Here is a 24379-nt window from a genome sequence, read left to right as displayed (position 1 = left end):
GGACCGGCGCGTGGCGACATAGGGTCGGAGGCGTGAACCCGGCACCGACGAGCGACCCCGCGGCAGGGCCCGTCCAGGCCCGCGTGGTCGTGGACGAGCTGGTGCGCCTCGGCGTCACCGACGCGGTCCTGTGCCCGGGGTCGCGCAACGCGCCGCTCGCCTTCGCCCTGCACGCGGCCGACGCGGCCGGCCGGCTGCGCCTGCACGTGCGCATCGACGAGCGCACGGGCGGGTTCCTCGCGCTCGGTCTGGCGCTCGGCTCGGGCCGCCCGGTTCCGGTGGTCACGACCTCGGGCACGGCAGTCGCGAACCTGCACCCGGCGGTGCTGGAGGCCTCGCACGCGGGGGTCCCGGTGCTCGCGCTCACCGCGGACCGGCCCCCCGAGCTGATCGGCACCGGCGCCAGCCAGACGATCGAGCAGCAGGGGATCTTCGGCGGGGCCGTCCGCCGGGCCGGCACCCTGGCCGTCGCGCGGCTCGCGCCCGGGGAGCCGGGACGCTGGCGCGCCGCCGTCGACCGCATCGTGGCCGCGGCGACCGGCGCCCTCGGCGAGCCGCCGGGCCCGGTCCACCTGAACATCCCGTTCGCCGAGCCGCTGGTCCCCGACCCGGCCGCGGAGGTTCCGCCCGGGCGCCCCGACGGCGCCCCCTGGACGGTGGTGCCGCCGGCGCGGCGGACCGCGCCGCCGCTGCCGCTGGACCCCTCGGCGCCGACCCTCGTGATCGCCGGTGGCGGGGCGGGGGTCGACCCGGCACTGCTGGGCGGGGCCCCGATCGTCGCCGAGCCGTCGTCGCCGCTGTGGCCGCACGCCCTGCGCAGCGGGCCCTGGCTGCTCGGGGCACCCGGCGGCCCGCCGCGGCCCCGGCAGGTGCTCGTCGTCGGGCGGCCGACCCTGCACCGGTCCGTCGCGCGCCTGCTCGCCGCGTCCGACCTGCAGGTCTACGTCGCGGCGGACCCGCAGGGCACGCCGTGGACGGACGTCGCCGGCACCGTGCGGGCGGTCGGCGACGTGCCGTCCCTCGCGCCGCCGCGGGCCTGGGTGCAGCGCTGGCGCGAGGCCGACGAGGTCGCGTCCGCCGCGCTCGACCGGGCGCTGCCCGAGGGGCCGCGAGGACTGTCGCTGGCGCGCGAGCTGGTCGGCGCGCTGCCCGACGGCTCCCGGCTGGTCCTCGGCTCGTCGAACCCCGTGCGGGACGTCGCGCTCGCCGCGGTGCCGCGGACCGGCCTGTCCGTGCTGTCCAACCGCGGGGTCGCGGGGATCGACGGGACGGTGTCGACGGCCGTCGGCGCCGCGCTGACGCATCCCGGCCCGACGGTGGCGCTGCTCGGCGACCTGACGCTGCTGCACGACACCACCGGCCTGCTCATCGGCCCGGACGAGCCGCGGCCGGGTCTGTCGATCGTGGTGCTCAACGACTCCGGCGGCGGGATCTTCGGGCTGCTCGAGCAGGGGGCGCCGGCGCACTCCGCGTCGTTCGAGCGGGTCTTCGGCACCCCGCACCGGGCCGATCTCGCCGCGGTCGCGACCGGCCTCGGCGCCGCACACGTGCTGGTCACCGCGCCGTCGGAGCTGGTCGAGGCCGTGCTGCCGGCCGGTCCGGGGCTGCGGATCGTCGAGGTCCGCGCCGATCGGGCGACGCTGCGCGCGGGCCACGCCGCGCTCGCCGACGAGGTCGCCACCGCCCTGGCGGCCCTGCCCGCCCGGACCTGAGCCGTTCACTACGGCGTTGACCCGCAACAGTTATGAACCGTTCGGCCCAGAGGGCTCGTCCGAGCGGTCACCGTGCGCCAGCTACTGTGCGGTCTGCGTAACGGCCGGTGGTGGAGTGCCGACAGGGGAACGGAGCCGACGCTCCCGGCCTCGCCCGCTCCCCGCGCCCGGCCGCCCGTCGAACGACCGAGGTACCGGTGACTTCCAGCACCCGGAGCCGCGCGGACGCCCCCGCCGCGCGGCCCGCTGCCCCTGACGCATGGCCCAGGGGCCGGCGCCGCCGCGGGGCCGGCCCCGGCGTTCCCGGCCGCGGTGCCGACGCACGCCCGTCCGTCCGCTTCCGTGTGCGGCCGGTGGCCGCGCGGGCCTTCGCGCTCGAGGTCGGCCTGGTCGCCCTGACCGGCGGGCTCGCGTGGACCGCCGTCCGTGGCGTCGACGCCGCGGGGCTGCCGGCCGCGCGGATCGCCTCCGTGCTCGTGTTCGCCGGGGGGATCTCGGCGGCCGTGATGATCGCCGTGGCCGGGCGGGCCTCCGGCAGCCGGCGCGCGGGCCGGATCGCCGCCGCGGTCGGCGGGGCGGCGCTGGTCGGACCGCTGCCCGTGGCGCTCGACCTCGGCGGCGCGGCGGGCCTCTGGCCGGTCGTGGCCGTGGTGGGGCAGCTCGCCGTCGTCGCACTGCTGGTGGTGGCGGTGCGCCGGCGGTCGCCCGCGCACCGGCCCGTCGTGACCCTCGCCGCCGCGGTGCTGGCCTGCGCCGCCGCCCTCGCCGGGACCCTGCACGGCCTCGCCCCCGCCGTCGGCCTGCCCGGCGCGTTCGTCGCCGACGCCGCCCTCGCCGCCTGGGCCGGCACCGGCGCGGCCGGCCTGCTCGCCGTCGGGGCGGGGCTCCGGCGGGACCGCCCGCTGCTGCGCCGGGTCGGCGTCGCCTTCGCACTGCTCGCCGCCTCCCACGCCGTGCGGGCGTCGGGGGCCGCGGTCGTCGTGCCCGTCGCACTGACCTTCGCCGCCACCGCCGCGCTGCTCGCCGCCGCCGTGCCGTTCCTGTTCAGCGCGGTGCGGGGGCTCTGGGAGCAGCGCGAGGCGTACCGGGTGGAGGCGGAGCGGCTGCGCGCCGCTCTCCGCTCGGCCGGATCCGAGACTCGCGCCCCGGCCGTCGCGGAGGTCGTGGCTCTCGCCGACGCGGTCGACGAACGCCGCCCGACGACCCGTGCTCCCCTCCGCCTCGTCACGGCCCCGCCGCCGCGCAGTGAGCCTTCCCCGGAGCCGGAGGGGGCGCCGGGGAAGGTGAGCCGGGGGTAGGTGCTCGCGGGGCGGTGATCCGCTTCGCCGGCCGACACGCCGGCGTTCCTGTGGGTCAGGTGGGCGGGGTGGAGCTGGTGGGGTCGGCGGAGCCCTCCGGCACGACCGCCGGCGCGCTGCTGCCGACTGGCGGGGCGGGAGCGGTCGTCGTCGGGACCGCGGTCGTCGTGGTGACCGGGGCGGGCGAGGTGGTGGTCGTCGGGTCGGCGCCGCCCTCGACGGCCGCGGCGAGGCAGCCGGTGGTCGTGTCGGAGGCGTCGGTGGTGCAGGTCGCGCCGTCGGCGCCGCCGTCGAGCAGATCGGCGCCGGCGCCGCCGTCGAGTGTGTCGGGGCCGGGTCCGCCGGAGAGGCGGTCGGCGCCCGCGTCGCCGGAGAGGCGGTCGGCGCCCGCCCCGCCGACGAGGGCGTCGTCGCCCGTCGCGCCGGACACGACGTCGTCGCCGTCGCCCGTGGACACACAGTCGGCGCCCGCGGAGCCGATCACCGTGTCCGCGACCGGGGAGCCGAGGACCAGGAACGGTCCGGCACTGCCCGGCCGGTCGCGCGCGGCGTCGAAGCTCGGCCGGGTCGCGGTCAGCATGATCTTCTCGACGAAGGAGGCCGCGGTCATCCCGGCCCCCGTGCACTCGGCCGGCAGGTCCGCCGCCGCGACCGGCGTGCCGGTGGGTGCGGTGGTGGACGTGGGCGCGACCGTGCTCGTCGCGTGGTGACGACGGCCGGCGACCGCGGGGTCGGCGACGCGCTCGTCGCGACGCCGAGCGTGCCGGACACGACGTCGGAGAAGCCCGAGCCGGTGGCGCCGTAGGCGTGGACGAGCAGCGGCACGTTCTGGTCCTTCTTCGGCGTCGCGCCGCTCAGCAGGCCGAAGGTGGCCGAGGTCGCCACGGCGGCGGTGCTGCCCGCCGCGACCGAGCCCGCGAGCGTGACCTCGGCGCCGTTGAGCAGGGTGCAGTAGTCCACCGTTGCGCCCCCGAAGGACAACGTGATCGGTGGCCAGGGCCGTCCGCGACCAGGACTTCGTCGACGCCGAGTACGTGCAGAAGGCCGACCAGTACGTCGGAGCCGGCTTGGCCTGCAGCGTCAGGCGCGCAGGGGTGGTGCCGGTGTAGACGACGTTCAGGGTCGCGGAGGACGTCCCGCCGAGCAGGGCTCCGGTGTAGCTCGGCGCCGGTGCCCGGGACGACGTCCCGATCACCACGGTCGCGGCGCCCACGGTGCCCGGGTTCGCCTCGACGTCCGTGTACCGGGCGTAGGTGCCACTGCCCCCGGACAGGGCACACCCGTGGCGGTGACGACCACCGCCCCGAGGGCGTCGTCGAGGTCCTGCCGGGACCGGCGTTCGTCACCAAGGGCGACGCCAATCGCACGAACGACCCGGCGCCCGTCGCGGCGCAGGACGTCCACGGCGTCCTCTGGTACGACGTCCCCTACGTCGGCGGCCTGCGCGACCGCCTCGTCAGCCCAGCCGGCCTCGCCATCGCGGGCGGGATCGTCCTCCTCGCGATCGCCCTCGCCCTCCTCGTGCCGAAGCAGGCGAAGCAGCGGTAGTCCCCGTCAGCCGGTGGGAGCAGCAGAGGCGTCGTCCGGCGCGATCATCGCCGCGCTCGAGGAAGTCGAGGGTGCGGACGCGGCGGGAGCCGGACCGGGCGTCGGGGTGGGATTCACCGTGAGCGGGGGCGACGGCGCGGCCGGCGCTGCCGACGGCGCTGCAGGTGCCGCCGGAACGGCCGGTACCGGAGCCACAGGTGTGGAGGGCGCCGCGATGGTCGGCGCGGTCGTCGCGGACGTGGCCGCGACCGGCGCAGCGCAGTCGCGGCTCCGATCGACCGAGTCGACCACGCAGGTCGCCCCGGCGCTCCCGCCCTCCAGGGTGTCGGCTCCTTCGCCACCGTCGAGAACGTCCGTGCCAGGGCCGCCGTACAGTCGGTCGTCGGCCGCTCCGCCGCTCAGGGTGTCGACCCCGGCGCCGCCGATCAGGACGTCGGCGCCGCCGCCGCCGGCCACGACGTCGTCGCCACCGCCACCCACGATGCAGTCCCCGCGATCCGATCCGGTGATCGTGTCGGCCCCGGCCGTGCCGAGGACGAGGAACGGACCGGCTCCCGCTCCGCGGCGCGCGCCCGCGTCCCAGCTGCGGGTCCGCGCATCGACCGCGACCACCTCGGCGAAGTCCTCCGCGCGCATCCCTGATGCCGTGCACTCCGGCGGCAGCGCAACGGGGGTCGCGGTGGATCCGGCTGCCATGGCCGCGGCCGCCGGGTCGGCGGAGTCCACCACGGCGGTGCCGTCGCCGGACGGTGACAGTGTCGCGCTGAGTGTCGCCGAGGCCGGGGCGTCGGACATCGAGCCGGCAACGGCCTCCTCGGGCCGCGCGGTGCTGAGCGTGATGCTGCCCGCGGCCTCGTCGGTGAATCCACCTTCCGCGTGGATAGTGGCGACGTCGGACTGGTGCAGCCCGAGCGCCACGGCGGTGGCGTCGCTGCCCAGTGTGACGGTGACGGGCACCGTCACGACGGTGTCCGGAGCCGCGGCCGTCGCGAGGGGCAGGCGGGCGCCGGCGTACAGCGAGCAGTAGGAGACGGGCGCACCGTCCCCCGCGCTCAGCAGCAGGGGGACACCGGCCCGGGCGCGCCAGCCGGCGGACGTCCGCTCGCAGAGGGTGGAGTCGGAGTTCGGGGCGACCGTCAGTGACACGTCCGCAGCGATGGTGCCGCGGTAGTCGACGGTCAGAGCGACGGTCTGGGAGGCTCCGGGACGAAGGCCCTCGTAGCCGAGCTGGGGACCCGCACCGTCGTCGCCGAGGGTGACCCTCGCCGCGCCCAGGGTGCCCGGGCTGCTGGCGACGGTCTGGGTGTAGGCGGCGAACGTGGTGCCCACGGCTGAGGCGACGGTGCCGCCGGCAGCGACGGTGGCAGCGCCGAGCAGGCCGGCCACGACGGCGCGAGTCTTCACGGATCCCCCGGATCGAAACAAAGAAGGGTGTCGAGCGAACACGACGAAGGGGTGACGGGCGTAAGGCCCGTCACCCCTGGCGTTGCTATGAGCTCACGCCTGAGTGAGCGTCAGGTTCGAGCTGATGGTGATCGAATCGCCCTGAACGTCGTTCGTAGCATTGTGCGGAAGCGCGAACTTGAACGAGCAGGTCTCCGACTGGCCAGCATTGAGCGCGATCGGCGTGCCGCTGTTGATGAAGTTCTGAGCGGCTGCAGTCGCGGCGGCCACCGTGATTGGGCTCGAGTACGAGCCGCCGCCACACTTGACCTGGACGGTCATCTGATCCTGAAGCTGCCCGTCGTGGGTGTCTACCGTCAGCGATCCGGTGAGCTTGCCGTTGATGGTGCCGCTGTTCTGCACGGTGACCGTTTTCTCCTCGATGGGCTTGCCCGGGTAGAGGTTGGACTCGTTGAACAGGGTCGCTGCGGCGGTCGGGCTCGTGCTGACGTTGAGAGCCAGCGTGCCCGCAGCCAGCGTCCCGCCCGGCCCCGCCTTGGTGTCGGTGAAGGCGGCGTAGGTGCCCGTGCCGAGCGCGAGGCCCGCGACCGCGAGGGCGGCGACGCCGATGCCGATCGCGGCCTTCTTGTTCTTCTGCAGGACGCTCATGAGCGCAGTTCTCCTGTTTCTCGGGGGGATGTCGGGGGAAGTCGGGGATCCGCCGTTGAGAAGGATTCTTCGGCAGCTTGGGGAGTCGCACATACCCCAGGCGCGGTATCCGGGCTCAGCTCGACCGCTGCGAAAGTGTGAAGCTCGAGGTCACGGTCACGGAATCGCCCTGGACAAGGTTGTTGTCCGGACGATGCGGAAGAGTGAAGCGGAAGGAGCAGACCAGGCGCTCGCCGGAATCGAGTGGGACGTTCACCGCGCTGAGGGCGGTCGCCAGGGTCTGCTCGCCGACCACGACCGGCAGGTGAGCGGGGTTGTCGCTCACGCAGGTGTACGAGACGGTGAGCTGGTCCTGAAGCTGTCCACCGTGTCCGTCGGCCGTTCCGGTCACGGTCAGGAGGCCGGGGAGCGAGCCGCTGTTGTGCAGGGTGATCGTACTGGGAGACAACTGCTTTCCGGGCGCGATACCTGACTCGGTGAGGATCGTCGCGGTCTGCGAGGGATTCGTCGTGAGATCCAGCCGAAGGGTTCCCGCCGACAGGGTCCCGGCGGGTCCCGCCTCCGAGTCGGTGAAAGCGGCGTAGGTCCCCGAGCCGAGCGCCAAGGCGGCCGCGGCGGCCGCGGCGGCGCCTACCGCTACTGCCGTCTTCCTGTTTCCCGCTGTTCGCACGCTCGTCCTCCGGGATTCCGGTCGCACCGACGGACGTCGAATGCGATTCGGCTCGCCACGATTTCGGACGGAGCTCGACGGCGCATACCGCAACGGGGGTATCCGGGTGCGTGGCCGCATACCTCAGATGGGGTACGACAGCCTGGCCGGCGCCTCGGCAGGATCGATGAAGTTGTGCCGAGGGGGCGAATACCGTGGAACCCGAGACAGTCCGTATACCTGTGGTCCGGCCCGTGAAAGCGAAGTCGGACGACGCGGCGGGCCAGCGTCGTCATCCGGCCCGGGTGGTGATGCGGTGGTTGGGCGCCCTGCTTCTGGTCGCCGTGGTCGGAGCAGCAGTTGCGGTGACGGTCGTGCCGGCGCTCGCCGGTGCCACGCCCCTGACCGTGCTCTCCGGGAGCATGGAGCCGACGCTCCCGGTCGGGTCGACCGTGGTGGTGCGGCCGGCGCCGGCCGACCGCCTCGCCGTCGGCGACATCATCACCTTCACGGATCGCCAGCCCGGGACGACGGAGACGCGGATCGTGACCCACCGCATCATCGAGGTCCTCCCCGGGCCGTCGTTCCGGACCCAGGGCGACGCGAACGACGCGCCCGATCCGCACGCCGTCGCAGCAGCCGACGTCCGGGGTGGCTACTGGTACGACGTGCCGTTCGTGGGGCTGGTCAAGGACCGGCTGTTCAGCACGACCGGACTGCTCTACCTCGCGGGCATCGTCCTGCTCGTCGTGGCGGCCAACCTCTTGTTGCCCCATACGACCGGCGGCAAGAGTGCGTCGTCCCTCGACCGGAAGTCGCACACGCGCGCTCGGTGACGGCCGATCGGCTTTGGGTCATCAGAATGAATGACTCTCTGACGTCGGTCGTACATCCTCCGTAACACTCAGCGTGTCCGCGGCGAGCGGACAAGTAGGCGCTCCCCAGCTCCCGGCCGGTCTCCCGGCCGTGTTCGGCCTTTCGAGGTAGCACGTGAACAGCAGGATCGGTGCCGTCCGGTTCGTCGCGGGCGGTCGCCTTGCAGCGGACGTCGTTGGCCAGTCGTTACTCATCGGCGGTGCCTGGTTCCTGACCACGAGCCTCCGGGATTCCGTGCTCGTCGTCGAGCGGGCGATGGTCGTACTGACGTTCGCCGCCGGGGTGAGCGTGACCGTCCTGCTCGCCGTGGCCGGCTGGCTCAGCGCGGACCCGGCGGGCAGACGCGTCGCGTGTGCCGTCGGGCTCTACACCGCCGCCTCTCTGTCGGGTGACGCCGTCGGGCTGGAGGCCGGGTCCGTCTGGCGGCTGCTCGGAGCGGCGGCGGGAGCGGTGATCGCCGCTCTCCTCGTCAGGGCCCGAAGGGACCCGGGCGTCGCGCCCGGGCAAGTGCCCGTACGGCTGGTCCTGAGCGTGGCGCCGGCCGGGTTGCTCGTCGTCGGCGCTCTCGCGGTGGCGCGGCCGGAGGCGCGACCCTCGATCGTGGCGGCCGTCGACGTCGTCGTATGGGGCGGGGTCGCGGTAGCCGCGCTCGGCCTGCTCCTCGTGGAGCGGCCACGGGAACGGTCGCTGCTCCGCCGCGCGGGCCTGGCGTTCGTGGTGATCGGGGCCGGACACACCGTCGCCCTGCCGGCGGAGGCGGTGGGGATCACCGGGCTCGCCGGTGTGGCGATGCTGCTGGCCGCCGCCCTCGCCTTCCTCGTGCAGGCCATCGGGATCGTCGGTCGTCAGCAGGCTCGGCTCGCCGAGGCAGAGGCGGCGATGGCCTCCGCGGCCGAGCGTGATCACGAGATCCGCAACCTCGTCGCCGGGCTCTCGGGTGTCGCCAGCGTGCTGACCGGGGACACCGGCCGCGCCAGCTCACCGGTCGGCCAGCAGCTCCTCGTCGCGGCACGGGCGGAGTTCGAACGGCTCCAGCTCATGATGGGGGCGCGTCCCGCGCCGGCGGACGGCTGTCTCGTCGCCGAGGTCGTCCACGCGGTGGTGGCGCTGCACAAGGCCAACGGACTGGATGTCGAGGTCGGCCGGGTCGACGACGTCGAGGCCGGGATGAGCCGCGCGGCACTGACCCAGGTCCTCACGAACCTGCTCGTGAACTGCTCCCGGCACGCTCAGGGGGCCCATGTGTCCGTGGCCGCGGTCCGCCGAGGTGAGCGCGTCCGGCTCGAGGTCCGGGACGACGGCCCCGGTCTCCCGGGACCTGCGGCCGGTCTGCTCGTCCGAGGTGCGCGTGGGGCGGACTCGGACGGGCTGGGGCTCGGACTGGCGATCATCGGTGACCTCGTCCAGCGGCACGGCGGCACCTTCACCATCAGCTCGGTGCGGCCCGGGTGCACCGCGGTGGTCGACGTGCCGCTGGCCCGTCGCGAATCGACCCGACCCATGCGGGTGTGCGGATGACCGCGTCCGCCGTGCTCGTGGTCGACGATCACGCACTGCTGAGTGCGAGCCTGGCGGTCGCCCTACGGGACCGCGGGCTCTCGGCCGAGGCGCTGCGCCCGGACGACATGATCGCGCGGCTTCACGATCCCGCGCCGCCCGGAGGGCTGGTGCTCCTCGACCTCGATCTGGGAGGTGAGACGGACGGGGCGAAACTGGTTTCCCCGCTCCGGCGCTCGGGGTGGCGGGTCCTCGTCGTCACCGGCTCGGTGGACGAAGGGCGGATCGCGACGGCTGTGGCGGCCGGGGCGGCGGGCTGGATGCCGAAGACCGCGCTGTTCGAGGAGCTCGTCGATGCCGCGACCAGGGTGGTGGCGGGGCGGAATCTGGTCGACCCCGCGGAGCGCCGCAGACTGGAGGAGCTCGCCGCGGCGTCGGGAGAGTCGCGCGAGCTGGAGCGCCGCCGGTGGGAACGGCTGACCCCTCGCGAGCGCGAGATCGTCGGGCACATCGCGGCCGGGATGCGGCCGAAGGCGATCGCCGAGGAGTGCGTCGTCTCGGTCGCGACGGTCCGCACCCAGATCAAGTCGATCCTGGGCAAGCTCGAGGTGAACTCGCAGCTGGAGGTGGCCGCCTTCGCTCGCCGGCTGACCGCCTCCTAGCCCTCCAACGCCTCCCGCACCGCGAGGAGCTTGGCGGCGGCCTCCCGGACCTCGGTGTCGGGGTCGGAGTCGGCGACGATCCCGCAGCCCGCGTAGAGGCGGGCGACGGGGCCGTCGAGCTGGGCGCAGCGCAGGGCGACGCCGAGCTCCCCGCCGCCGTCGGCGCCGACCCAGCCGACGGGGCCGGCGTAGCGGCCGCGGTCCATGCCCTCGAGGGCGGCGATGAGGGCGACGGCGTCCTCGCGCGGGGTGCCGCCGACCGCAGCGGTGGGGTGCACCGCGCCGGCGATGCGGAGCAGGGAGGCGTCGCCGCGGACCCGGCCGCGGACGTCGCTGGCCAGGTGCGAGACGTTGTGCAGGGCCAGCACCGTCGGCTCCGACGGCACCTCGAGCGAGCGGCAGAAGGGGCGCAGCCGCTCGGCCAGCGAGTCGACGGCGTAGGCGTGCTCCACGCGGTTCTTGTCCGAGCTCAGCGAGCCCTCGCCCGGCCACACCGTGCCGGCGAGCACCCGCGACTCGACGACCGTGCCGCGCTTGCGCAGCAGCAGCTCCGGGGTGGCCCCCACCAGCCCGTCGACGGCGAAGGCCCAGCAGGTGGGGTAGCGCTCGGCGAGCCCGCGCAGCAGGTGCCGGGGGTCGTGCGCGGCATCGTCGAGCGCGAGGAGGTCGTGGGCGAGGGCGGCCTTGTCCAGCTCGCCCGCCCGCATCCGCCGGACCGCCTCGGCGACGGCGGCGCGGTAGCCCGCGACGGGCAGGTCGCCGTCGGCGTAGCGGAGCCGGGTGCTGGGTCGCACCGGCTCGGCCGCGGTCATCGGGTGCGGGTCGCCGAACTCGGTGACCCACGCGCGCCCGCCCCGCATCCCGACGACCACCCGTGGCACCACCAGCACGGACCCGGGTGAGCGGTCGGCGAAGGTCAGCGACGCGAAGGCGACCGCCCCGGTCCCCGGCAGGCCCACCTCGTCCGTGACGTCGAGCTCGGCGAGCAACCGCCGCCACCAGGCGTCGGCCTCGGCGAACCGGCCCGCGCCGGTGCCGGTGAAGCGCGCGACCTCGCCCCAACCGACCAGTCCCTCGCCGCCGCGCACCCAGGACAGCGCGCCCCGCGCCTCCGGCAGGAGCGACAACAGGCCGCCCGCGGGCGGGTCCACCTCACGGGTCCGGACCTCCAGACCGGTGGGCAGCGCAGCGGTCGTCACGCCGTCGAGCGTAGGCACCGCGACCGGCCGGCGCCCGTCCCCGGCGGGGAGGCGGTAGCCACACTCCTATGCTCGACCCATGGCCGGAGGCGTGGCGGGCGAGGTGTTCGTCGAGGCCGGGCGCACCGCCCGGGCCGTCGGCCGCACCCTGTGGCGGCGGCTGCCGACGATCCTCACGGGACTCGCCGTGCTGGCCACGTTCCTGTCGGTCGTCGGGTTCCTCGGGGCCGTGGCCGACGACGTCGCCATCAACCGCAACCGCGCCACGGCCACCGCCGAGGTGCTGGACGGGTCCACCTTCTCCCGCACGCTCGTGCGGTTCCCGGTGCCCGACGGCCAGCTGCTGGTCCCCGAGCGGGGCGTCTACTACCCGCGCGGCCTGCAGCCCGGCACGACCGTGCTGGTCGAGTACGACCGCGCCGACCCGGACCTGGTCCGCGTGGCCGGGCGCACGGCGTTCTCCGGCCTGCCGCTGACGATCGGGTTCGTCGCCCTCGCGTGGGCGGTGTTCGGCGGGGCGGCGGTGCTCGTCCGCAGGCGGCGTCAGGCCGCCCACCACGAGTAGACCTGCTCGACGACGGCGGGGACCGCCACCAGCAGCCCGTCCGTCGGCATCGGGTCGGGCCGCCTGGCCCGGTCGACGACCACGGCCCCGGCCTCCAGGGCCAGGCAGAGCGCGCCGGCGACGTCCCACTCGTGGTAGTCGTCGATCACCGCGGCGACGGCCCGGCCCAGCGCGACCTGCGTGATCGCGAGCGCGGTCGAGCCCAGCACCCGCACACCCGTGTGGTGCGCGGTCGCGCGCTCCGTGAGCTGCGGCGAGGGCGACTCGGCGCAGACCAGCGCCCCGACGGCGGTGGTGCGGGTCGCCGCGCGCACCGGGGTGCCGTTGGCGCGCACGCCGCGCCCCCGCGCCGCCGCGTAGATCTGCGCGCGGCTCGGGTCGGCCACGACGCCCACGACCGGCCCGTCGCCGTCGACCAGGCCGAGGCTGTAGGCGCACCACGGGAAGCCGGCGACGTAGTTGGCCGTGCCGTCGACCGGGTCGACGATCCAGCGGTAGGCCGAGCCGGCCGCCGTCGCGTCGGCGCCGTACTCCTCGCCCACCACCGGGATGCCGGGGAACTCGGCGGCCAGGACCCGGCGGGTGTGCCGTTCGAGCGTGCGGTCGGTGTCGGTGACCCAGTCGAAGGGATCGGCCTTGGCCTCGGACCCCGGCGCGCGGCCGGCGGTCGCGGCGATCACCTCCGCCGCGTCGTTGGCGAGCCGGCCCGCGACCTCGAGGGCGCGGGAGAGCAGCCCGGGGTCCACCGGGGTCGGGGTGCGGGTGAGGACCGTCATGGCGCCGAGGGTCCGCGAACGGGGTATCGCCGGGGCGTCCCGCCGGTGACGGCCCGGGGTGGGCCCGCGTGAACTCTCGCGCTGTTGTCCGGACGTTCCCCCGCAGGTCATGTCGCCGACGGCGGGCGGCGCGGCGGGCACGACAGCTTCTCTGACGTGCGTGTCGCGATCGTGTCCGAGTGCTTCCTCCCCGTGGTCAACGGCGTCACGAACTCGGTGCTGCGGGTGCTCGAGCACCTGCGCGACGCCGAGCACGACGTCCTCGTCGTCGCCCCCGGCGCCGACGAGCCGGACTCCCACGACGGCGTCCCGGTCGTGCGGGTGCCGGCGCTGGAGCTGCCGGTGGTGAGCTCGATGCCGGTCGGGGTGCCGAGCCGGCGGATCGTGAAGGCCCTGCGCGCCTTCCGGCCCGACGTCGTGCACCTGGCCGCGCCGTTCGTCGTCGGCGCCCGGGGGTTGTGGGCGGCCCGCCGGCTGGGGATCCCGACGGTCGCGGTCTACCAGACCGACGTCGCCGGGTTCGCCTCGTCGTACGGGCTCGGGCTAACCGCCCGCGCCGCCTGGCGCTGGACCTGCCGGCTGCACGCGCAGGCCGACCGGACGCTGGCGCCGTCGAGCTGGGCCACCGAGGCGTTGCGCGAGCGCGGGGTGCCGCGGGTGCACCAGTGGGCCCGGGGCGTCGACACCCGGCGGTTCACCCCGGCCCGGCAGTCGGCCGCGGTGCGGGAGCGGCTGGCGCCGAACGGGGAGCTGCTGGTCGGCTACGTCGGCCGGCTCGCCCCGGAGAAGCAGGTGGAACGGCTGGCGGCGCTGCGCGGGATGCCCGGCACCCGGCTCGTCGTGGTCGGGGCCGGGCCCAGTGAGGAGCGGCTGCGGGCGGCGCTGCCGGGGGCGGCGTTCCTCGGCTTCCGGGGCGGCGACGAGCTGGCCGAGCTCTACGCATCCCTCGACGTCTTCGTCCACACCGGCCCCGCCGAGACCTTCTGCCAGGCCGTGCAGGAGGCGCTGGCCAGCGGGCTCCCGGTCGTCGCACCCGACGCCGGCGGCCCGCGCGACCTCGTCCTGCCCGGCCGGACCGGCTACCTCGTCCCGCCCCTGCCCGACGACGAGGCGGGCCGGCCCGCCGCCGACGCCGCCCTCCGCGCCGCGGTCGACCGGCTGCGTGACCCGGGCCTGCGGACCGAGTTCGGGGCGGCCGCGCGCCGCTCGGTCCTCCGCCGGACCTGGTCGGCGGTGTGCGACGAGCTGGTCGGCCACTACTGCGAGGTCGCCGGGGTGCCGGGGCTCGTCCACGACGAGGCCGCCTGACGTGCGGATCGTCCAGCTCGCCAACTTCTACGGGCCGCGCTCGGGCGGCCTGCGCACGGCGCTCGACGCCCTCGGCACCGGCTACGCCGCCCGCGGCCACGAGGTCGTGCTGGTCGTGCCCGGTCCGCGGGCCGAGGACCGCCGGCTTCCCGGCGGCACCCGCCGGATCACGGTCCCGGCGCCGCGGATACCCGCCACCGGCGGGTACCGGGCCGTCGACCCCTGGCGGGTGCAGCGGCTGCTCGACCGCCTGCGGCCCGACGCCCTGGAGGTCTCCGACCGGCTCACCCTGCGCGGGCTGGGGGCCTGGGCGGCGCGGCGCGGCATCCCGAGCGTGGTGATCTCGCACGAGCGGCTCGACCGGCTGCTGCACCAGTTCCTGCTGCCCGAGGGCACCGCGCGCCGGGTCGCCGACCACGCCAACGCGCGGATGGCGGCCGCCTACGACACGGTCGTGTGCACCACCGGGTTCGCCAGGGCGGAGTTCGATCGGATCGGGGCGCGCAACGTCCGGCAGGTCCCGCTCGGCGTGGACCTCGCGACCTTCTCGCCGCTGCGGCACGACCCGGCGTTGCGGGCCCGGCTTGGAGGCGGTGCCGACGCCGTGCTCGTCCACTGCGGGCGGCTGTCGCCGGAGAAGCACCCCGAGCGCAGCGTGGACACGGTCGCCGCGCTGTGCGACGCCGGGCACCGGGTCCGGCTGGTCGTCGCAGGGGACGGGCCCCGCCGGGCGGCGCTGGAGCGGCGGGCGGCCGGGCTGCCGGTGTCCTTCCTCGGGTTCGTGCCGGACCGGGCGCGGCTGGCGACCCTGCTGGCGTCGGCCGACGTCTCGCTCGCCCCGGGCCCGCACGAGACGTTCGGGCTCTCCGCGCTGGAGTCGCTGGCCAGCGGCACGCCGGTGGTGGTGTCACGGTCCTCGGCGCTGCCCGAGATCGTCGGCGACGCCGGGGCCGAGGACTCCCCGGAGGACTTCGCCCGCGGCGTCACGACCCACCTCGCCGCCGACGAGGGGGTCCGCCGCAGCGCCGCCCGCACTCGCGCCGAGGGTTACGGCTGGCCCGCCTCGGTGGAGCGCATGCTGTCGGTCCTCACCCCGTGAGTGGCAACTGCCCCTAGAGGGGCAGTTGCCACTCACGACCCCTGCTGAGCTGCGGGTTCCGGGCAGCGCCGGGCGCTCGACCTCGGGAGCCCGGGCCTCAGTGGACTGGCTCGGTGGACTGGCTCAGGCGAAGGACCGGGCCACGATCCGGGCGGCCTCGGCGACGGTCGGGGCGGCGTCGACGTCGGGATCGGGCGGCTCGGTGTAGACCGCGATCACCAGCGGGGCCCGCCCGGGCGGCCAGACGACCGCGACGTCGTTGATCTCGCCCCGCGCGCCCGCCCCGGTCTTGTCGCCGACGACCCAGTCCGCGGGCAGTCCCGCCCGGATCCGGGTCGCGCCGGTCGTGTTGGCCTTGAGCCAGCCGACGAGGACGTCCCGGTTGTCGGGGGTGAGGCCGTCGTCGAGGGCGAAAAGGCGGGTGTTCGCGGCCATCCGCGCCGGGGTGGAGGTGTCCAGGTCGCCGTCGCGGACGTTGAGCGCGGTCTCGGTGCGGTCCAGCCGGCTGAGCGGGTCACCCGCGCTGCGCAGGAACGCCGTCACATTCTCCGGTCCGCCCAGCACGCCGAGCAGCAGGTTCATGGCGGTGTTGTCGCTCAGGGTCATCGCCGCGTGGCAGAGCTCGCCGACCGTCATCGACGTGTGCCTGCCGGTCTCGGGGGAGTTCGGGACCAGCGCGCCCGAGGTGTACGGCACCATCCGCTCCAGGATGTCCGGGTCGGCCTCGAACTGCCGGCGGTGCAGGACCGCGGCCGCGGCCAGCAGCTTGCCGGTCGAGCACAGCAGGAACCGCTCGTCGGCCCGGTGTCCGAGCGCGGCGCCGGGGCCGGTGTCCAGCGCGGACACACCGAGGCGGCCGCCGGAGCGTCGTTCGAGGTCGGCCAGTTCGGCCTGGGCGGGGGCGGGGTCGAAGGTGGGCGTGGCCGGTGGGTCGGCGCAGCCGGCTGCGAGGGCACCCAGGCCGGCGAGTCCGGCGAAGAGGACCGCGCGACGGGAGAGCGGGTCGATCATGTGACGCACGGTAGGCGGTCGCGCACCCTCCGTCCTCCGTAGAGTCACGGATGCCCGGTGGTGGTCGTGCGGGCGAGGCTCGTGGGCATGAACAGGACCGTGGTGGTCGAGCCCACCGGCGAGCACGCGACGATCGACACCGCCCTGGCCCGTGACGCGATCGCCGGCCTCCTCGACGCCGACCCGGACGTCCGGCGGCGGGTGGCGGAGCTGGTCGAGCTCGAGCCGGAGCGCGTCGCGCCGCCCGTGCTGTACGCGCTGTCCGAGGTGCTGCTCGACCAGGGCCGCCCCGCCGACGCCGCCTTCTGGTTCTACGCCGGGCAGGTCCGCGCCCGGTTCGACGCCCGCCGCTGCACCGACGCGACCGCCGCGGCCGCCGTCGACGCCCTCGACGAGCGCTTCGGCGGCCCCATCAACCGCTTCGCCTTCACCGACCCCGAGCGGTTGCGGCGCACGGTGATCCGCGCCGTGGCCTGGGACCGCCGCACCCCGCACGCCTACGACCACCGCTGGATCGCGCTGCACGGGATGGGCGCCTACCTCGGCTCCGACGGCCCGCTCTCGGTGCCGGAGGGGGAGTGGGAGGCCCTCGCCGCCCGCACCCGCGCCGAGTACCTCGAAGGCCTCCGCACCGCCCTCCGCACCATCCCCCACCCCCGCTGACCCGACATCGCCGACTCGGTGACCGGGAAGTGCCGACTCGCAGGTGGGAGCCTCGGGGGTGGGGCGCGCCGCGCAGTGGGTGAGGGCCCGACTCGGACACGCGGAGACCCCCGCCTCGGCGCGGAGACCCCCGCCTCGGCGCGGAGACCCCCGCCTCGGCGCGGAGACCCCCGACCTGGCCTGGGGACCCCCGACTCGCTCCCCACAGCTCCCGACTCGCGGTCCGGAACTCGCGACTCGCGGATCCAGTGCTCCCGACTCGCGGAGATGTGGCTGTAGCTCCGCGAGTCGGGAGTTCCTGCAGCGCGAGTCGGGAGTTCCTGCACCGCGAGTCGGGGTGTGGGCTTCGGTGAGTCGGGGCCGGCCGCCCGCCGGTCCACGGGCGGGGTACCGGGGCGGGGCCGTAGGGTTCCGGCTGTGGGCAGGGCCGAGCTCGACAAGGACCCGCACGACGTCGCGGCGATGTTCGACGGCGTCGCGCGGCGGTACGACCTCACCAACACCGTCCTCACCGCCGGGCAGGACCGGCGCTGGCGGCGGTTGACCCGGGAGGCCCTGGAGCTGCGGCCCGGTCAGCGGGTGCTGGACCTGGCCGCCGGGACCGCGGTGTCGACGATCGAGCTGGCGAAGTCCGGGGCGTGGACGGTCGCGGCCGACTTCTCCCTCGGGATGCTGAAGGCCGGGGCGCAGCGCCCGGTGCCCAAGGTCGCCGCCGACGCCCTGCACCTGCCCTTCGCCGACGGCGCCTTCGACGCCGTCACCATCAGCTTCGGCCTGCGCAACGTCGCCGACACCGCGCGCGCCCTCGCCGAGCTCGCCCGCGTCACCCGGCCCGGCGGGCGACTCGTGGTGTGCGAGTTCGGCACCCCGACGTGGACGCCTTACCGGATCGCCTACCAGGACGTGGTGCTGCGTCGGGTCCTCCCGGCGATCGCGCGCCGGGTCGCGTCGAACCCCGCGGCCTACACGTACCTGAGCGACTCGATCCTCGACTGGCACCCGCAGCGCCGGCTCGCGGAGATCATCGCGGGCGCCGGGTGGTCCCGTGTGGCCTGGCGCGACCTCGCCGGCGGGGCCGTCGCCCTGCACCGCGCCACCAGGCCCGCCTGACGAGCGACCCGCACCGCCGAGCTGCCCGACGACCGACCTGAGCAGCCGCTCGGCGCATACCGGGAGCCGGCACATCCGCCGGAGCGCGCGGCACACCCGGGCGAGCGCGGCACACTCGCCGTTGCACGGCCGCACACCCCTCGGGTCGGTCCCACACCAGCACGCGAACGGCGACGGCCGAGGGGCGGGCGCGCAGCTCGGCGACGCCTCCTGCCCGCACAACCGCCGAGCCGCCCACACGCCGTCGACGCCTGCCGCCGACCTTCAGATGCGACAAGGGCTCGGGTGGGTGTGCCACGCTGGCCCGGGTGTGCCGGCGGTCGGTCTCTGAGAGAACGCGGTGCCCAGCCCTGGCGAGGCCTCCGCTCGGCTCTCCTGCTGCCCCGCACAACCGCCCGAGCCGTCCACACCCCGTCGACGCCCTGTGCGGCCGACCCTTCGGGTGTGCGACGGTGCTCGGGCGGGTGTGCCGCGCTCGCCCGGGTGTGCCGATGGTTCCTGTAGGTGTGCCGCTCCGCCCCGATGACGCCCGTCCCTCTCCACCGTGACGTCGCGCCGCCTGCTCAACCCGCCAGGGCGCAGCTTTGCGACCTCGCGGGAGCCCGCCCCCGACTCGCGGGAGCCCGGCCCTCGACTCGCCGGAGCCCAACTCACGACTTGCCCAAGCCCAAGCCCCGACACGCGGGAGCCCAGGCGCCCGACACGCAGGAGCCCAGCCCCGACTCACGGGGTGCGAGGGCGCGGCTCGCGGGCCCTCGCCGATCTTCCTGCTGATCGTTCCCCAGCTCGCGACCCGATCGGTCGGGCGTGCCTGGACATCCCGCCGAACTTCGTGAAACAGTTCACAAGAACCTCGTGAACCAGTTCACAAGGAGCGGAATGCAGGCGCCCGAGCCCACCACCAACGGCGCCGCGGCCCCGCAGGCCGCGGGCTCGCGAGGTGCTGCCGGGCGTACGGCGGGAACGGCGGGTACGGCGGACGCGGACGTGCTCGTCGTCGGCGCCGGACCCGCGGGCTCGACGGCCGCGGCCCACCTCGCGCGCGCGGGCCTGGACGTGCTGGTGCTGGAGAAGGCGACCTTCCCCCGCCCCAAGGTGTGCGGCGACGGCTTCACACCGCGCGGGATGAAGCAGATCATCGACCTGGGCATCGACTGCTCCGAGGGGAACGGCTGGCTGCGCAACCGCGGCCTGCGCGTGGTCGCCGGCGGGGTGAGTCTCGACCTGCCCTGGCCCACGCTCGCGAGCTTCCCGGACTTCGGCGCCGTCCGCCCCCGCCAGGACTTCGACGAGCTGCTGGTCCGGCACGCGGAGAAGCAGGGCGCCCGGCTGCGCGAGGCCACCACGGTCACCGCCGCGGTCACCGACGAGCGGACCGGCCGGGTCGTGGGCGTCGAGGGCCACGAGGGGCCGGACAGGCGGCCGGTGTCGTACCGCGCGCCGCTGACCCTGGCGTGCGACGGCGTGTCGGCGCGGGTCGCGCTCTCGCTCGGCATCGCGAAGGACGACCGCAAGCCCCTCGGGGTCGCCGTCCGGCGCTACTACGAGAGCCCCCGCACCCACGACGACCACCTCGAGACCCACCTCGAGATCTGGGACCGCTCCGACCCGGAGCACCCGCGGCTCCTGCCCGGCTACGGCTGGATCTTCGGGATGGGCGACGGCACGTCGAACGTCGGGCTCGGCGTCCTCGGTACCGACCGCAGGGGTGGCGGTTCCTGGGACTACCGGGCGCTGCTGCGGTCCTGGCTGGACGGGCTGCCGGAGGAGTGGGGCTACCGGGAGGACGACGCCGTCGGCGGCATCGGCGGCGCCGCGCTGCCGATGGGCTTCAACCGGACCCCCCACTACCGCCCCGGCCTGCTCCTCGTCGGCGACGCCGGGGGCATGGTCAACCCGCTCAACGGCGAGGGCATCGCCTACGCGATGGAGTCGGCCACGGTGGCCGCCCGGTGCGCGGTGCAGGCCCTCGCCCGGTCCGGCGACTCCCGCGAGGCCGCACTGGCCGCGTATCCGCGGGAGATCAGCCGGGCGCTCGGCCGCTACTACCGCCTCGGCACCGTCGCCGCCCGCCTGATCGGCAACCCGACCGTCATGCGGGTCGCCACCCGGCACGGGCTGCCGCGGCGGTCGGTGATGCAGGCCCTGCTCAAGCTGCTCGCCAACCTCTACGACGACCCGACCACCGCGCACGACCGGAAGGAGGGCGAGTGGAGCGACCGCATACTCGGCGCGTTGACCCGGCTCACCCCGGCCCTCTGAGATCCCGGGCCCGGGACCGGTAAGGCGGGCCTGACCACCCGGGCGTGACCCCGCACACGTAGGGTCACGCCGCGGACCGGCCGGGTCACCCACCGCCACGTTCAGACCAGTCGGCAGTGCAGACAACGAAGGTGCACGATGCTCGATCCCTATCTCGCGTTGTTCCTGATGTTCGTCCTCGCGGGAGCGTTCGCGCTGTTCTCGGTGACGGCCGCCCCGTACGTCGGGCCGCGGCGGTACAACCGCGCCAAGCTGGACTCCTACGAGTGCGGGATCGAGCCCTCGCCGAAGCCGGTGGTGGGTGCCGGCCGGATGCCGGTCGCCTACTACCTCACGGCGATGCTGTTCATCCTCTTCGACATCGAGATGGTCTTCCTCTACCCGTTCGCGGTGAACGCGGACGCGCTCGGCCTGTTCGGCCTGGTGGAGATCGTCCTGTTCATCGTCACCGTGGGCTTCGCGTACGCGTACGTGTGGCGCCGCGGCGGCCTCGACTGGAACTAGGGGAACCGGAATGGGACTCGAGGAGCACCTGCCCAGCGGTGTTCTGCTGACCAGCGTGGAGAAGCTGGTCAACTGGACCCGCAAGTCGTCGCTCTGGCCCGCCACCTTCGGTCTGGCCTGCTGTGCGATCGAGATGATGACCACCGGTGCGCCGCGCTACGACCTGGCCCGGTTCGGCATGGAGGTCTTCCGGGCGTCGCCCCGGCAGGCCGACCTGATGATCGTGGCCGGCCGGGTGAGCAACAAGATGGCGCCGGTCCTGCGGCAGATCTACGACCAGATGCCCGAACCCCGGTGGGTGCTGGCGATGGGCGTCTGCGCCAGCTCCGGCGGGATGTTCAACAACTACGCCGTCGTGCAGGGCGTCGACCACGTCGTGCCGGTCGACATGTACCTCCCCGGCTGCCCCCCGCGCCCGGAGATGCTCATGGACGCGATCCTCAAGATCCACGCGAAGATCATGGACGAGCCGCTGGGCAGCAAGCGGGCCGCGGAGCTGGCCGCCAGCGGGCACAAGACGGAGCTGATCCCGTCGTCCGTCAAGTACGCGAAGAAGAAGTAGCGATGACCGAACCCACGGGAACGTCCAAGGACGACCAGGAGCCCACCGGCGGGAAGCAGTCGTCGGCCGAGGCGAGCGGTGCGGCCACCGAGGAGCAGCGCACCCGCGGCGGCGAGCCGCCGCGCGAGGGCGAGGTGGAGCAGAGCACGGACGGCGCGGCCGACACCTCGCCGGAGGGCGGCACCCGGCTCGCCCCGACCCGCGAGCGCCGCGGCATGTTCGGCGTCCGCGGCACCGGCGACACCTCCGGCTTCGGCGGGCTCACGCTGCCCGGCTACGCCCCGGCCCCCGCCGAGCGGCCCTACGGCGGCTGGTTCGACGAGCTGGCCGACGAGCTCGCCGAGGCCCTGGACCGCAACGGGATCGCCCGCTCGGCGGTCCGGCAGATCACGATCGACCGCGGCGAGATCACGTTCTACGTGGAGCGCGAGCGGATCCTCGAGCTCTGCCGGCTGCTGCGGGACGAGCCGGCGCTGCGCTTCGAGCTCTGCTCGAGCGTGTCCGGCGTGGACTACACCGCGCCCGACGGGGCCGAGGTCCGCCAGCCGCTGCACGTCGTCTACCAGCTGCTGTCGATGACCTACCGGCGGCGCATCCGGCTCGAGGTCGCGCTCGACGTGGCCGACCCGCACGTGCCCAGCGTCGTCGAGGTCTACCCGACGGCGGACTGGCACGAGCGCGAGACCTGGGACATGTTCGGCGTGATCTTCGACGGCCACCCGGCACTGACCCGGATCCTCATGCCGGACGACTGGGAGGGGCACCCGCAGCGCAAGGACTACCCGCTGGGCGGGATCCCCGTGGAGTACAAGGGCGCCGAGATACCGCCGCCCGACGAGCGGAGGGCGTACTCGTGACCACAGATCCGTACGCGGAGGCGCGGGAGACCACCGAGGGGACCGTCTACACGGTCACCGGCGGGGACTGGGACTCGTTGCTGGACAGCGTGTCCACCGACGAGCACGACGACCGCATCGTGATCAACATGGGTCCGCAGCACCCGTCGACGCACGGCGTGCTCCGGCTCGTGCTGGAGCTCGAGGGCGAGACCGTGACGCAGGCCCGGTCGGTGATCGGTTACCTGCACACCGGCATCGAGAAGAACTGCGAGTACCGGAACTGGACCCAGGGCGTCACGTTCGTGACGCGTATGGACTACCTGGCGCCGCTGTTCAACGAGGCCGCGTACTGCCTCGGCGTGGAGAAGCTGCTCGAGGTGGAGGCCCCGCGCCGGGCGCAGCTGATCCGCGTGCTGCTCATGGAGATCAACCGGATCGGCTCGCACCTGGTGTGCCTGGCGACCGGCGGCATGGAGCTCGGCGCGCTCACCGGCATGACGGCCGGCTTCCGCGAGCGCGAGGAGGTCCTGCACCTGCTCGAGTACCTGACCGGGCTGCGGATGAACCACGCGTACATCCGGCCCGGCGGACTCGCCCAGGACCTCCCGGAGGACTGGAAGGAGAAGGTCACCGATTTCGTCAAGGTGATGAAATCGCGCCTCCCGGACTACGACAAGCTCCTCACCGGCCAGCCGATCTGGAAGCAGCGCCTCGAGGGCGTCGGGTACCTGCCGGTCGACGGCTGCCTGGCGCTCGGCGCCACCGGCCCGATCCTGCGCAGCGCGGGCCTGCCCTGGGACCAGCGCAAGATCGAGCCGTACTCCTGCTACGAGGAGTTCGACTTCGAGGTCCCGACGGCGACCGAGGCGGACTGCTACGCCCGCTACCGACTGCGGGTGGCCGAGATCCACGAGTCGATCAGGATCATCGAGCAGGCCGTGCGGAAGATCGAGCCCGGCCCGGTGATGGTCGAGGACCGCAAGATCGCGTGGCCCGCCCAGCTGTCCATCGGCAGCGACGGCATGGGCAACTCGCTCGAGCACGTCCGCAAGATCATGGGCCAGTCCATGGAGTCCCTGATCCACCACTTCAAGCTGGTCACCGAGGGCTTCCACGTCCCGCCGGGGCAGGTGTACTCGTGCGTCGAGTCGCCCCGCGGCGAGCTGGGCTACCACCTCGTGTCCGACGGCGGCACGCGCCCGGTGCGCGTCCACGTCCGGGACCCCAGCTTCGTGAACCTGCAGACCATGCCGGCGATGAGCGAGGGCGGCATGGTCGCCGACGTCATCGCCGCCGTCGCGAGCATCGACCCCGTCATGGGAGGTGTGGACCGGTGACACCGTCCACGGAGCGCAGCGGAGTGGCGCGATGACACTGCCGGAGGGGACTCCCGAGAAGCTGCCCGGACCGGCGGCACCGGCCGAGCGGACCTGGGAGGCGCAGCCCGACCAGCACCCCGTCTCGCCGACCTTCGACGAGTTGACCCGGCAGCGGGCGAAGGAGGTCATCGCCCGCTACCCGGTGGCGCGGTCCGCGCTGCTGCCGCTGCTGCACCTCGTGCAGTCGGTGGAGGGGTACGTCAGCCAGGACGGCATCCGCTTCTGCGCCGAGCAGCTGGAGCTGACGACCGCCGAGGTCAGCGCGGTGGCGACCTTCTACACGATGTACAAGCGCACCCCGTGCGGCGAGCACCTGGTGAGCGTCTGCACGAACACGTTGTGCGCGGCGCTCGGCGGCGACGCCGTCTACCGCAGCCTCACCGAGGCGCTCGGCGGCCCCGACCGCCCGCTCGGCCACGAGGAGACGGCGGGCGAGCCCGGCACCCCCGGCTCGATCACCCTCGAGCACGCGGAGTGCCTCGCGGCCTGCGATCTCGGCCCCGTCCTGCAGGTCAACTACGAGTACTACGACAACCAGACCCCGGAGTCGGCCGTCGCGCTCGTCGAGGCGCTGCGCCGCGGCGAGAGGCCGCCGCCGACCCGCGGCGCGCCGCTGACGGACCTGCGCACCGTCGAGCTGGAGCTGGCCGGGTTCACCGACGACGAGGCGGTCGCCGCGGCGGCCGTCGCCGGCCCGTCGGCCGCGGTCGAGTCCCTGCGCGGCACCGCGCTGGCCGCCGAGCGCGGCTGGGCCGCCCCCGCGCTGCCCGACGAGCCCCCGGCCCTGCCGCCTCTCCCGGAGAAGTGA

24 protein-coding genes are annotated in these 24379 nt (G+C 74.7%); 16 read left to right on the top strand and 8 right to left on the bottom strand.

Translation table 11 applies throughout. The annotated features are described in order from the left end of the window. Positions 1–32 precede the first annotated feature (32 nt). Together menD and ACQP04_RS32990 are read left to right on the top strand one after the other, a co-directional pair. The gene (gene menD, locus ACQP04_RS32995) at positions 33–1712 is read left to right on the top strand and encodes a 2-succinyl-5-enolpyruvyl-6-hydroxy-3-cyclohexene-1-carboxylic-acid synthase (RefSeq protein WP_433504371.1); all 1680 of its coding nucleotides are present in this window, start codon (positions 33–35) and stop codon (positions 1710–1712) included. 353 nt (positions 1713–2065) lie between these two features. Beyond that, positions 2066–3010, top strand: a complete 945-nt coding sequence (locus ACQP04_RS32990) for a hypothetical protein (protein WP_433504370.1) — start codon at positions 2066–2068, stop codon at positions 3008–3010. A gap of 55 nt (positions 3011–3065) precedes the next feature. Here the strand turns inward: ACQP04_RS32990 and ACQP04_RS32985 are convergent, their stop codons facing one another. The 5 genes from ACQP04_RS32985 to ACQP04_RS32965 form a co-directional block, all read right to left on the bottom strand. Further along, on the bottom strand, positions 3066–3620 hold the full coding sequence (locus tag ACQP04_RS32985) for a calcium-binding protein (RefSeq protein WP_433504369.1): 555 nt from the start codon (positions 3618–3620) through the stop codon (positions 3066–3068). Beyond that, complete coding sequence (locus ACQP04_RS32980) at positions 3617–3970, bottom strand: hypothetical protein (protein ID WP_433504368.1); 354 nt, start codon at positions 3968–3970, stop codon at positions 3617–3619. Before ACQP04_RS32980 ends, ACQP04_RS32985 begins: the two co-directional genes overlap by 4 nt. Positions 3971–4564: 594 nt before the next feature. After that, a complete protein-coding gene (locus tag ACQP04_RS32975; RefSeq protein WP_433504367.1) occupies positions 4565–6004 on the bottom strand; it encodes a hypothetical protein in 1440 nt (479 codons plus the stop codon). 51 nt (positions 6005–6055) lie between these two features. After that, a complete protein-coding gene (locus ACQP04_RS32970) occupies positions 6056–6610 on the bottom strand; it encodes a TasA family protein (protein ID WP_433504366.1) in 555 nt (184 codons plus the stop codon). A gap of 115 nt (positions 6611–6725) precedes the next feature. Then, positions 6726–7280 carry a TasA family protein gene (locus ACQP04_RS32965; protein ID WP_433504365.1) on the bottom strand — a complete coding sequence of 185 codons (555 nt, stop codon included), beginning with the start codon at positions 7278–7280 and terminating at the stop codon, positions 6726–6728. 194 nt (positions 7281–7474) lie between these two features. On the opposite strand from ACQP04_RS32965, the gene ACQP04_RS32960 reads away from it, so the two are divergent. The 3 genes from ACQP04_RS32960 (at position 7475) to ACQP04_RS32950 (ending at position 10294) form a co-directional block, all read left to right on the top strand. Further along, entirely contained in the window at positions 7475–8095 is a 621-nt protein-coding gene (locus tag ACQP04_RS32960) for a signal peptidase I (protein ID WP_433504364.1), read from the top strand. 154 nt (positions 8096–8249) lie between these two features. Next, a complete protein-coding gene (locus ACQP04_RS32955) occupies positions 8250–9653 on the top strand; it encodes a sensor histidine kinase (protein WP_433504363.1) in 1404 nt (467 codons plus the stop codon). Then, a complete protein-coding gene (locus tag ACQP04_RS32950) occupies positions 9650–10294 on the top strand; it encodes a LuxR C-terminal-related transcriptional regulator (RefSeq protein ID WP_433504362.1) in 645 nt (214 codons plus the stop codon). The genes ACQP04_RS32955 and ACQP04_RS32950 overlap by 4 nt, the downstream gene beginning before the upstream one ends. Here the strand turns inward: ACQP04_RS32950 and ACQP04_RS32945 are convergent. Next, entirely contained in the window at positions 10291–11493 is a 1203-nt protein-coding gene (locus tag ACQP04_RS32945) for an isochorismate synthase (RefSeq protein ID WP_433504361.1), read from the bottom strand. The two genes, ACQP04_RS32950 and ACQP04_RS32945, sit on opposite strands and share 4 nt — an antisense overlap. Positions 11494–11572: 79 nt before the next feature. On the opposite strand from ACQP04_RS32945, the gene ACQP04_RS32940 reads away from it, so the two are divergent. Next, positions 11573–12058, top strand: coding sequence for a DUF3592 domain-containing protein (locus tag ACQP04_RS32940; protein ID WP_433504360.1), 486 nt, complete (start codon positions 11573–11575; stop codon positions 12056–12058). On the opposite strand, the gene ACQP04_RS32935 is transcribed toward ACQP04_RS32940, so the two are convergent. Beyond that, positions 12037–12834, bottom strand: coding sequence for an inositol monophosphatase family protein (locus ACQP04_RS32935; RefSeq protein ID WP_433504359.1), 798 nt, complete (start codon positions 12832–12834; stop codon positions 12037–12039). The genes ACQP04_RS32940 and ACQP04_RS32935 overlap by 22 nt on opposite strands. Before the next feature lie 156 nt (positions 12835–12990). Here ACQP04_RS32935 and ACQP04_RS32930 point away from each other — a divergent pair, with 156 nt between their 5' ends. Together ACQP04_RS32930 and ACQP04_RS32925 are read left to right on the top strand one after the other, a co-directional pair. After that, complete coding sequence (locus tag ACQP04_RS32930) at positions 12991–14142, top strand: glycosyltransferase family 4 protein (protein ID WP_433504358.1); 1152 nt, start codon at positions 12991–12993, stop codon at positions 14140–14142. Position 14143: 1 nt separating this feature from the next. After that, a complete protein-coding gene (locus ACQP04_RS32925) occupies positions 14144–15241 on the top strand; it encodes a glycosyltransferase (RefSeq protein ID WP_433504357.1) in 1098 nt (365 codons plus the stop codon). A 123-nt stretch (positions 15242–15364) separates the two neighbouring features. Here ACQP04_RS32925 and bla read toward each other — a convergent pair whose 3' ends face one another. Beyond that, complete coding sequence (gene bla / locus ACQP04_RS32920; protein WP_433504356.1) at positions 15365–16252, bottom strand: class A beta-lactamase; 888 nt, start codon at positions 16250–16252, stop codon at positions 15365–15367. An 87-nt stretch (positions 16253–16339) separates the two neighbouring features. Between bla and ACQP04_RS32915 the strand changes: the two genes are divergently transcribed. The 8 genes from ACQP04_RS32915 to nuoE all read left to right on the top strand — a co-directional run bounded on the left by ACQP04_RS32915 (position 16340) and on the right by nuoE (position 24379). Continuing rightward, positions 16340–16915, top strand: a complete 576-nt coding sequence (locus ACQP04_RS32915) for a hypothetical protein (protein WP_433504355.1) — start codon at positions 16340–16342, stop codon at positions 16913–16915. Positions 16916–17332: 417 nt separating this feature from the next. Continuing rightward, entirely contained in the window at positions 17333–18025 is a 693-nt protein-coding gene (locus ACQP04_RS32910) for a demethylmenaquinone methyltransferase (protein ID WP_433504354.1), read from the top strand. Positions 18026–18904: 879 nt separating this feature from the next. Then, positions 18905–20287 carry a geranylgeranyl reductase family protein gene (locus ACQP04_RS32905; protein WP_433504353.1) on the top strand — a complete coding sequence of 461 codons (1383 nt, stop codon included), beginning with the start codon at positions 18905–18907 and terminating at the stop codon, positions 20285–20287. A 138-nt stretch (positions 20288–20425) separates the two neighbouring features. Then, on the top strand, positions 20426–20791 hold the full coding sequence (locus ACQP04_RS32900) for an NADH-quinone oxidoreductase subunit A (RefSeq protein ID WP_037053122.1): 366 nt from the start codon (positions 20426–20428) through the stop codon (positions 20789–20791). A 10-nt stretch (positions 20792–20801) separates the two neighbouring features. Then, positions 20802–21353: a NuoB/complex I 20 kDa subunit family protein gene (locus ACQP04_RS32895; protein ID WP_433504352.1), complete on the top strand. Its 552-nt coding sequence runs from the start codon at positions 20802–20804 to the stop codon at positions 21351–21353. Between the two features lie 2 nt (positions 21354–21355). Continuing rightward, positions 21356–22210 (top strand): NADH-quinone oxidoreductase subunit C, encoded by an 855-nt coding sequence (locus tag ACQP04_RS32890; RefSeq protein WP_433504351.1) that lies wholly within the window; start codon positions 21356–21358, stop codon positions 22208–22210. After that, positions 22207–23529, top strand: a complete 1323-nt coding sequence (locus ACQP04_RS32885) for an NADH-quinone oxidoreductase subunit D (RefSeq protein WP_433504350.1) — start codon at positions 22207–22209, stop codon at positions 23527–23529. Before ACQP04_RS32890 ends, ACQP04_RS32885 begins: the two co-directional genes overlap by 4 nt. A 31-nt stretch (positions 23530–23560) precedes the next feature. Next, positions 23561–24379 carry an NADH-quinone oxidoreductase subunit NuoE gene (nuoE, locus tag ACQP04_RS32880; RefSeq protein WP_433504349.1) on the top strand — a complete coding sequence of 273 codons (819 nt, stop codon included), beginning with the start codon at positions 23561–23563 and terminating at the stop codon, positions 24377–24379.

The organism is Pseudonocardia halophobica (assembly GCF_050948485.1).
Classification (GTDB): Bacteria; Actinomycetota; Actinomycetes; order Mycobacteriales; family Pseudonocardiaceae; genus Pseudonocardia; species Pseudonocardia halophobica.
Note: the sequence above shows the minus strand (reverse complement) of the source record. Positions and strands in the feature narration are given on the sequence as shown.

What these genes read in the sequence shown, in the direction of transcription:
- ACQP04_RS32890 (WP_433504351.1), top strand. Translation starts at nt 21,356, where the DNA reads ATGACCGAACCCACGGGAACGTCCAAGGACGACCAGGAGCCCACCGGC.
- bla (WP_433504356.1), bottom strand. Translation starts at nt 16,252, where the DNA reads ATGATCGACCCGCTCTCCCGTCGCGCGGTCCTCTTCGCCGGACTCGCC.
- ACQP04_RS32905 (WP_433504353.1), top strand. Translation starts at nt 18,905, where the DNA reads ATGCAGGCGCCCGAGCCCACCACCAACGGCGCCGCGGCCCCGCAGGCC.
- ACQP04_RS32950 (WP_433504362.1), top strand. Translation starts at nt 9,650, where the DNA reads ATGACCGCGTCCGCCGTGCTCGTGGTCGACGATCACGCACTGCTGAGT.
- ACQP04_RS32940 (WP_433504360.1), top strand. Translation starts at nt 11,573, where the DNA reads ATGGCCGGAGGCGTGGCGGGCGAGGTGTTCGTCGAGGCCGGGCGCACC.
- ACQP04_RS32895 (WP_433504352.1), top strand. Translation starts at nt 20,802, where the DNA reads ATGGGACTCGAGGAGCACCTGCCCAGCGGTGTTCTGCTGACCAGCGTG.
- ACQP04_RS32900 (WP_037053122.1), top strand. Translation starts at nt 20,426, where the DNA reads ATGCTCGATCCCTATCTCGCGTTGTTCCTGATGTTCGTCCTCGCGGGA.
- nuoE (WP_433504349.1), top strand. Translation starts at nt 23,561, where the DNA reads ATGACACTGCCGGAGGGGACTCCCGAGAAGCTGCCCGGACCGGCGGCA.
- ACQP04_RS32970 (WP_433504366.1), bottom strand. Translation starts at nt 6,610, where the DNA reads ATGAGCGTCCTGCAGAAGAACAAGAAGGCCGCGATCGGCATCGGCGTC.
- ACQP04_RS32915 (WP_433504355.1), top strand. Translation starts at nt 16,340, where the DNA reads ATGAACAGGACCGTGGTGGTCGAGCCCACCGGCGAGCACGCGACGATC.
- ACQP04_RS32985 (WP_433504369.1), bottom strand. Translation starts at nt 3,620, where the DNA reads ATGACCGCGGCCTCCTTCGTCGAGAAGATCATGCTGACCGCGACCCGG.
- ACQP04_RS32935 (WP_433504359.1), bottom strand. Translation starts at nt 12,834, where the DNA reads ATGACGGTCCTCACCCGCACCCCGACCCCGGTGGACCCCGGGCTGCTC.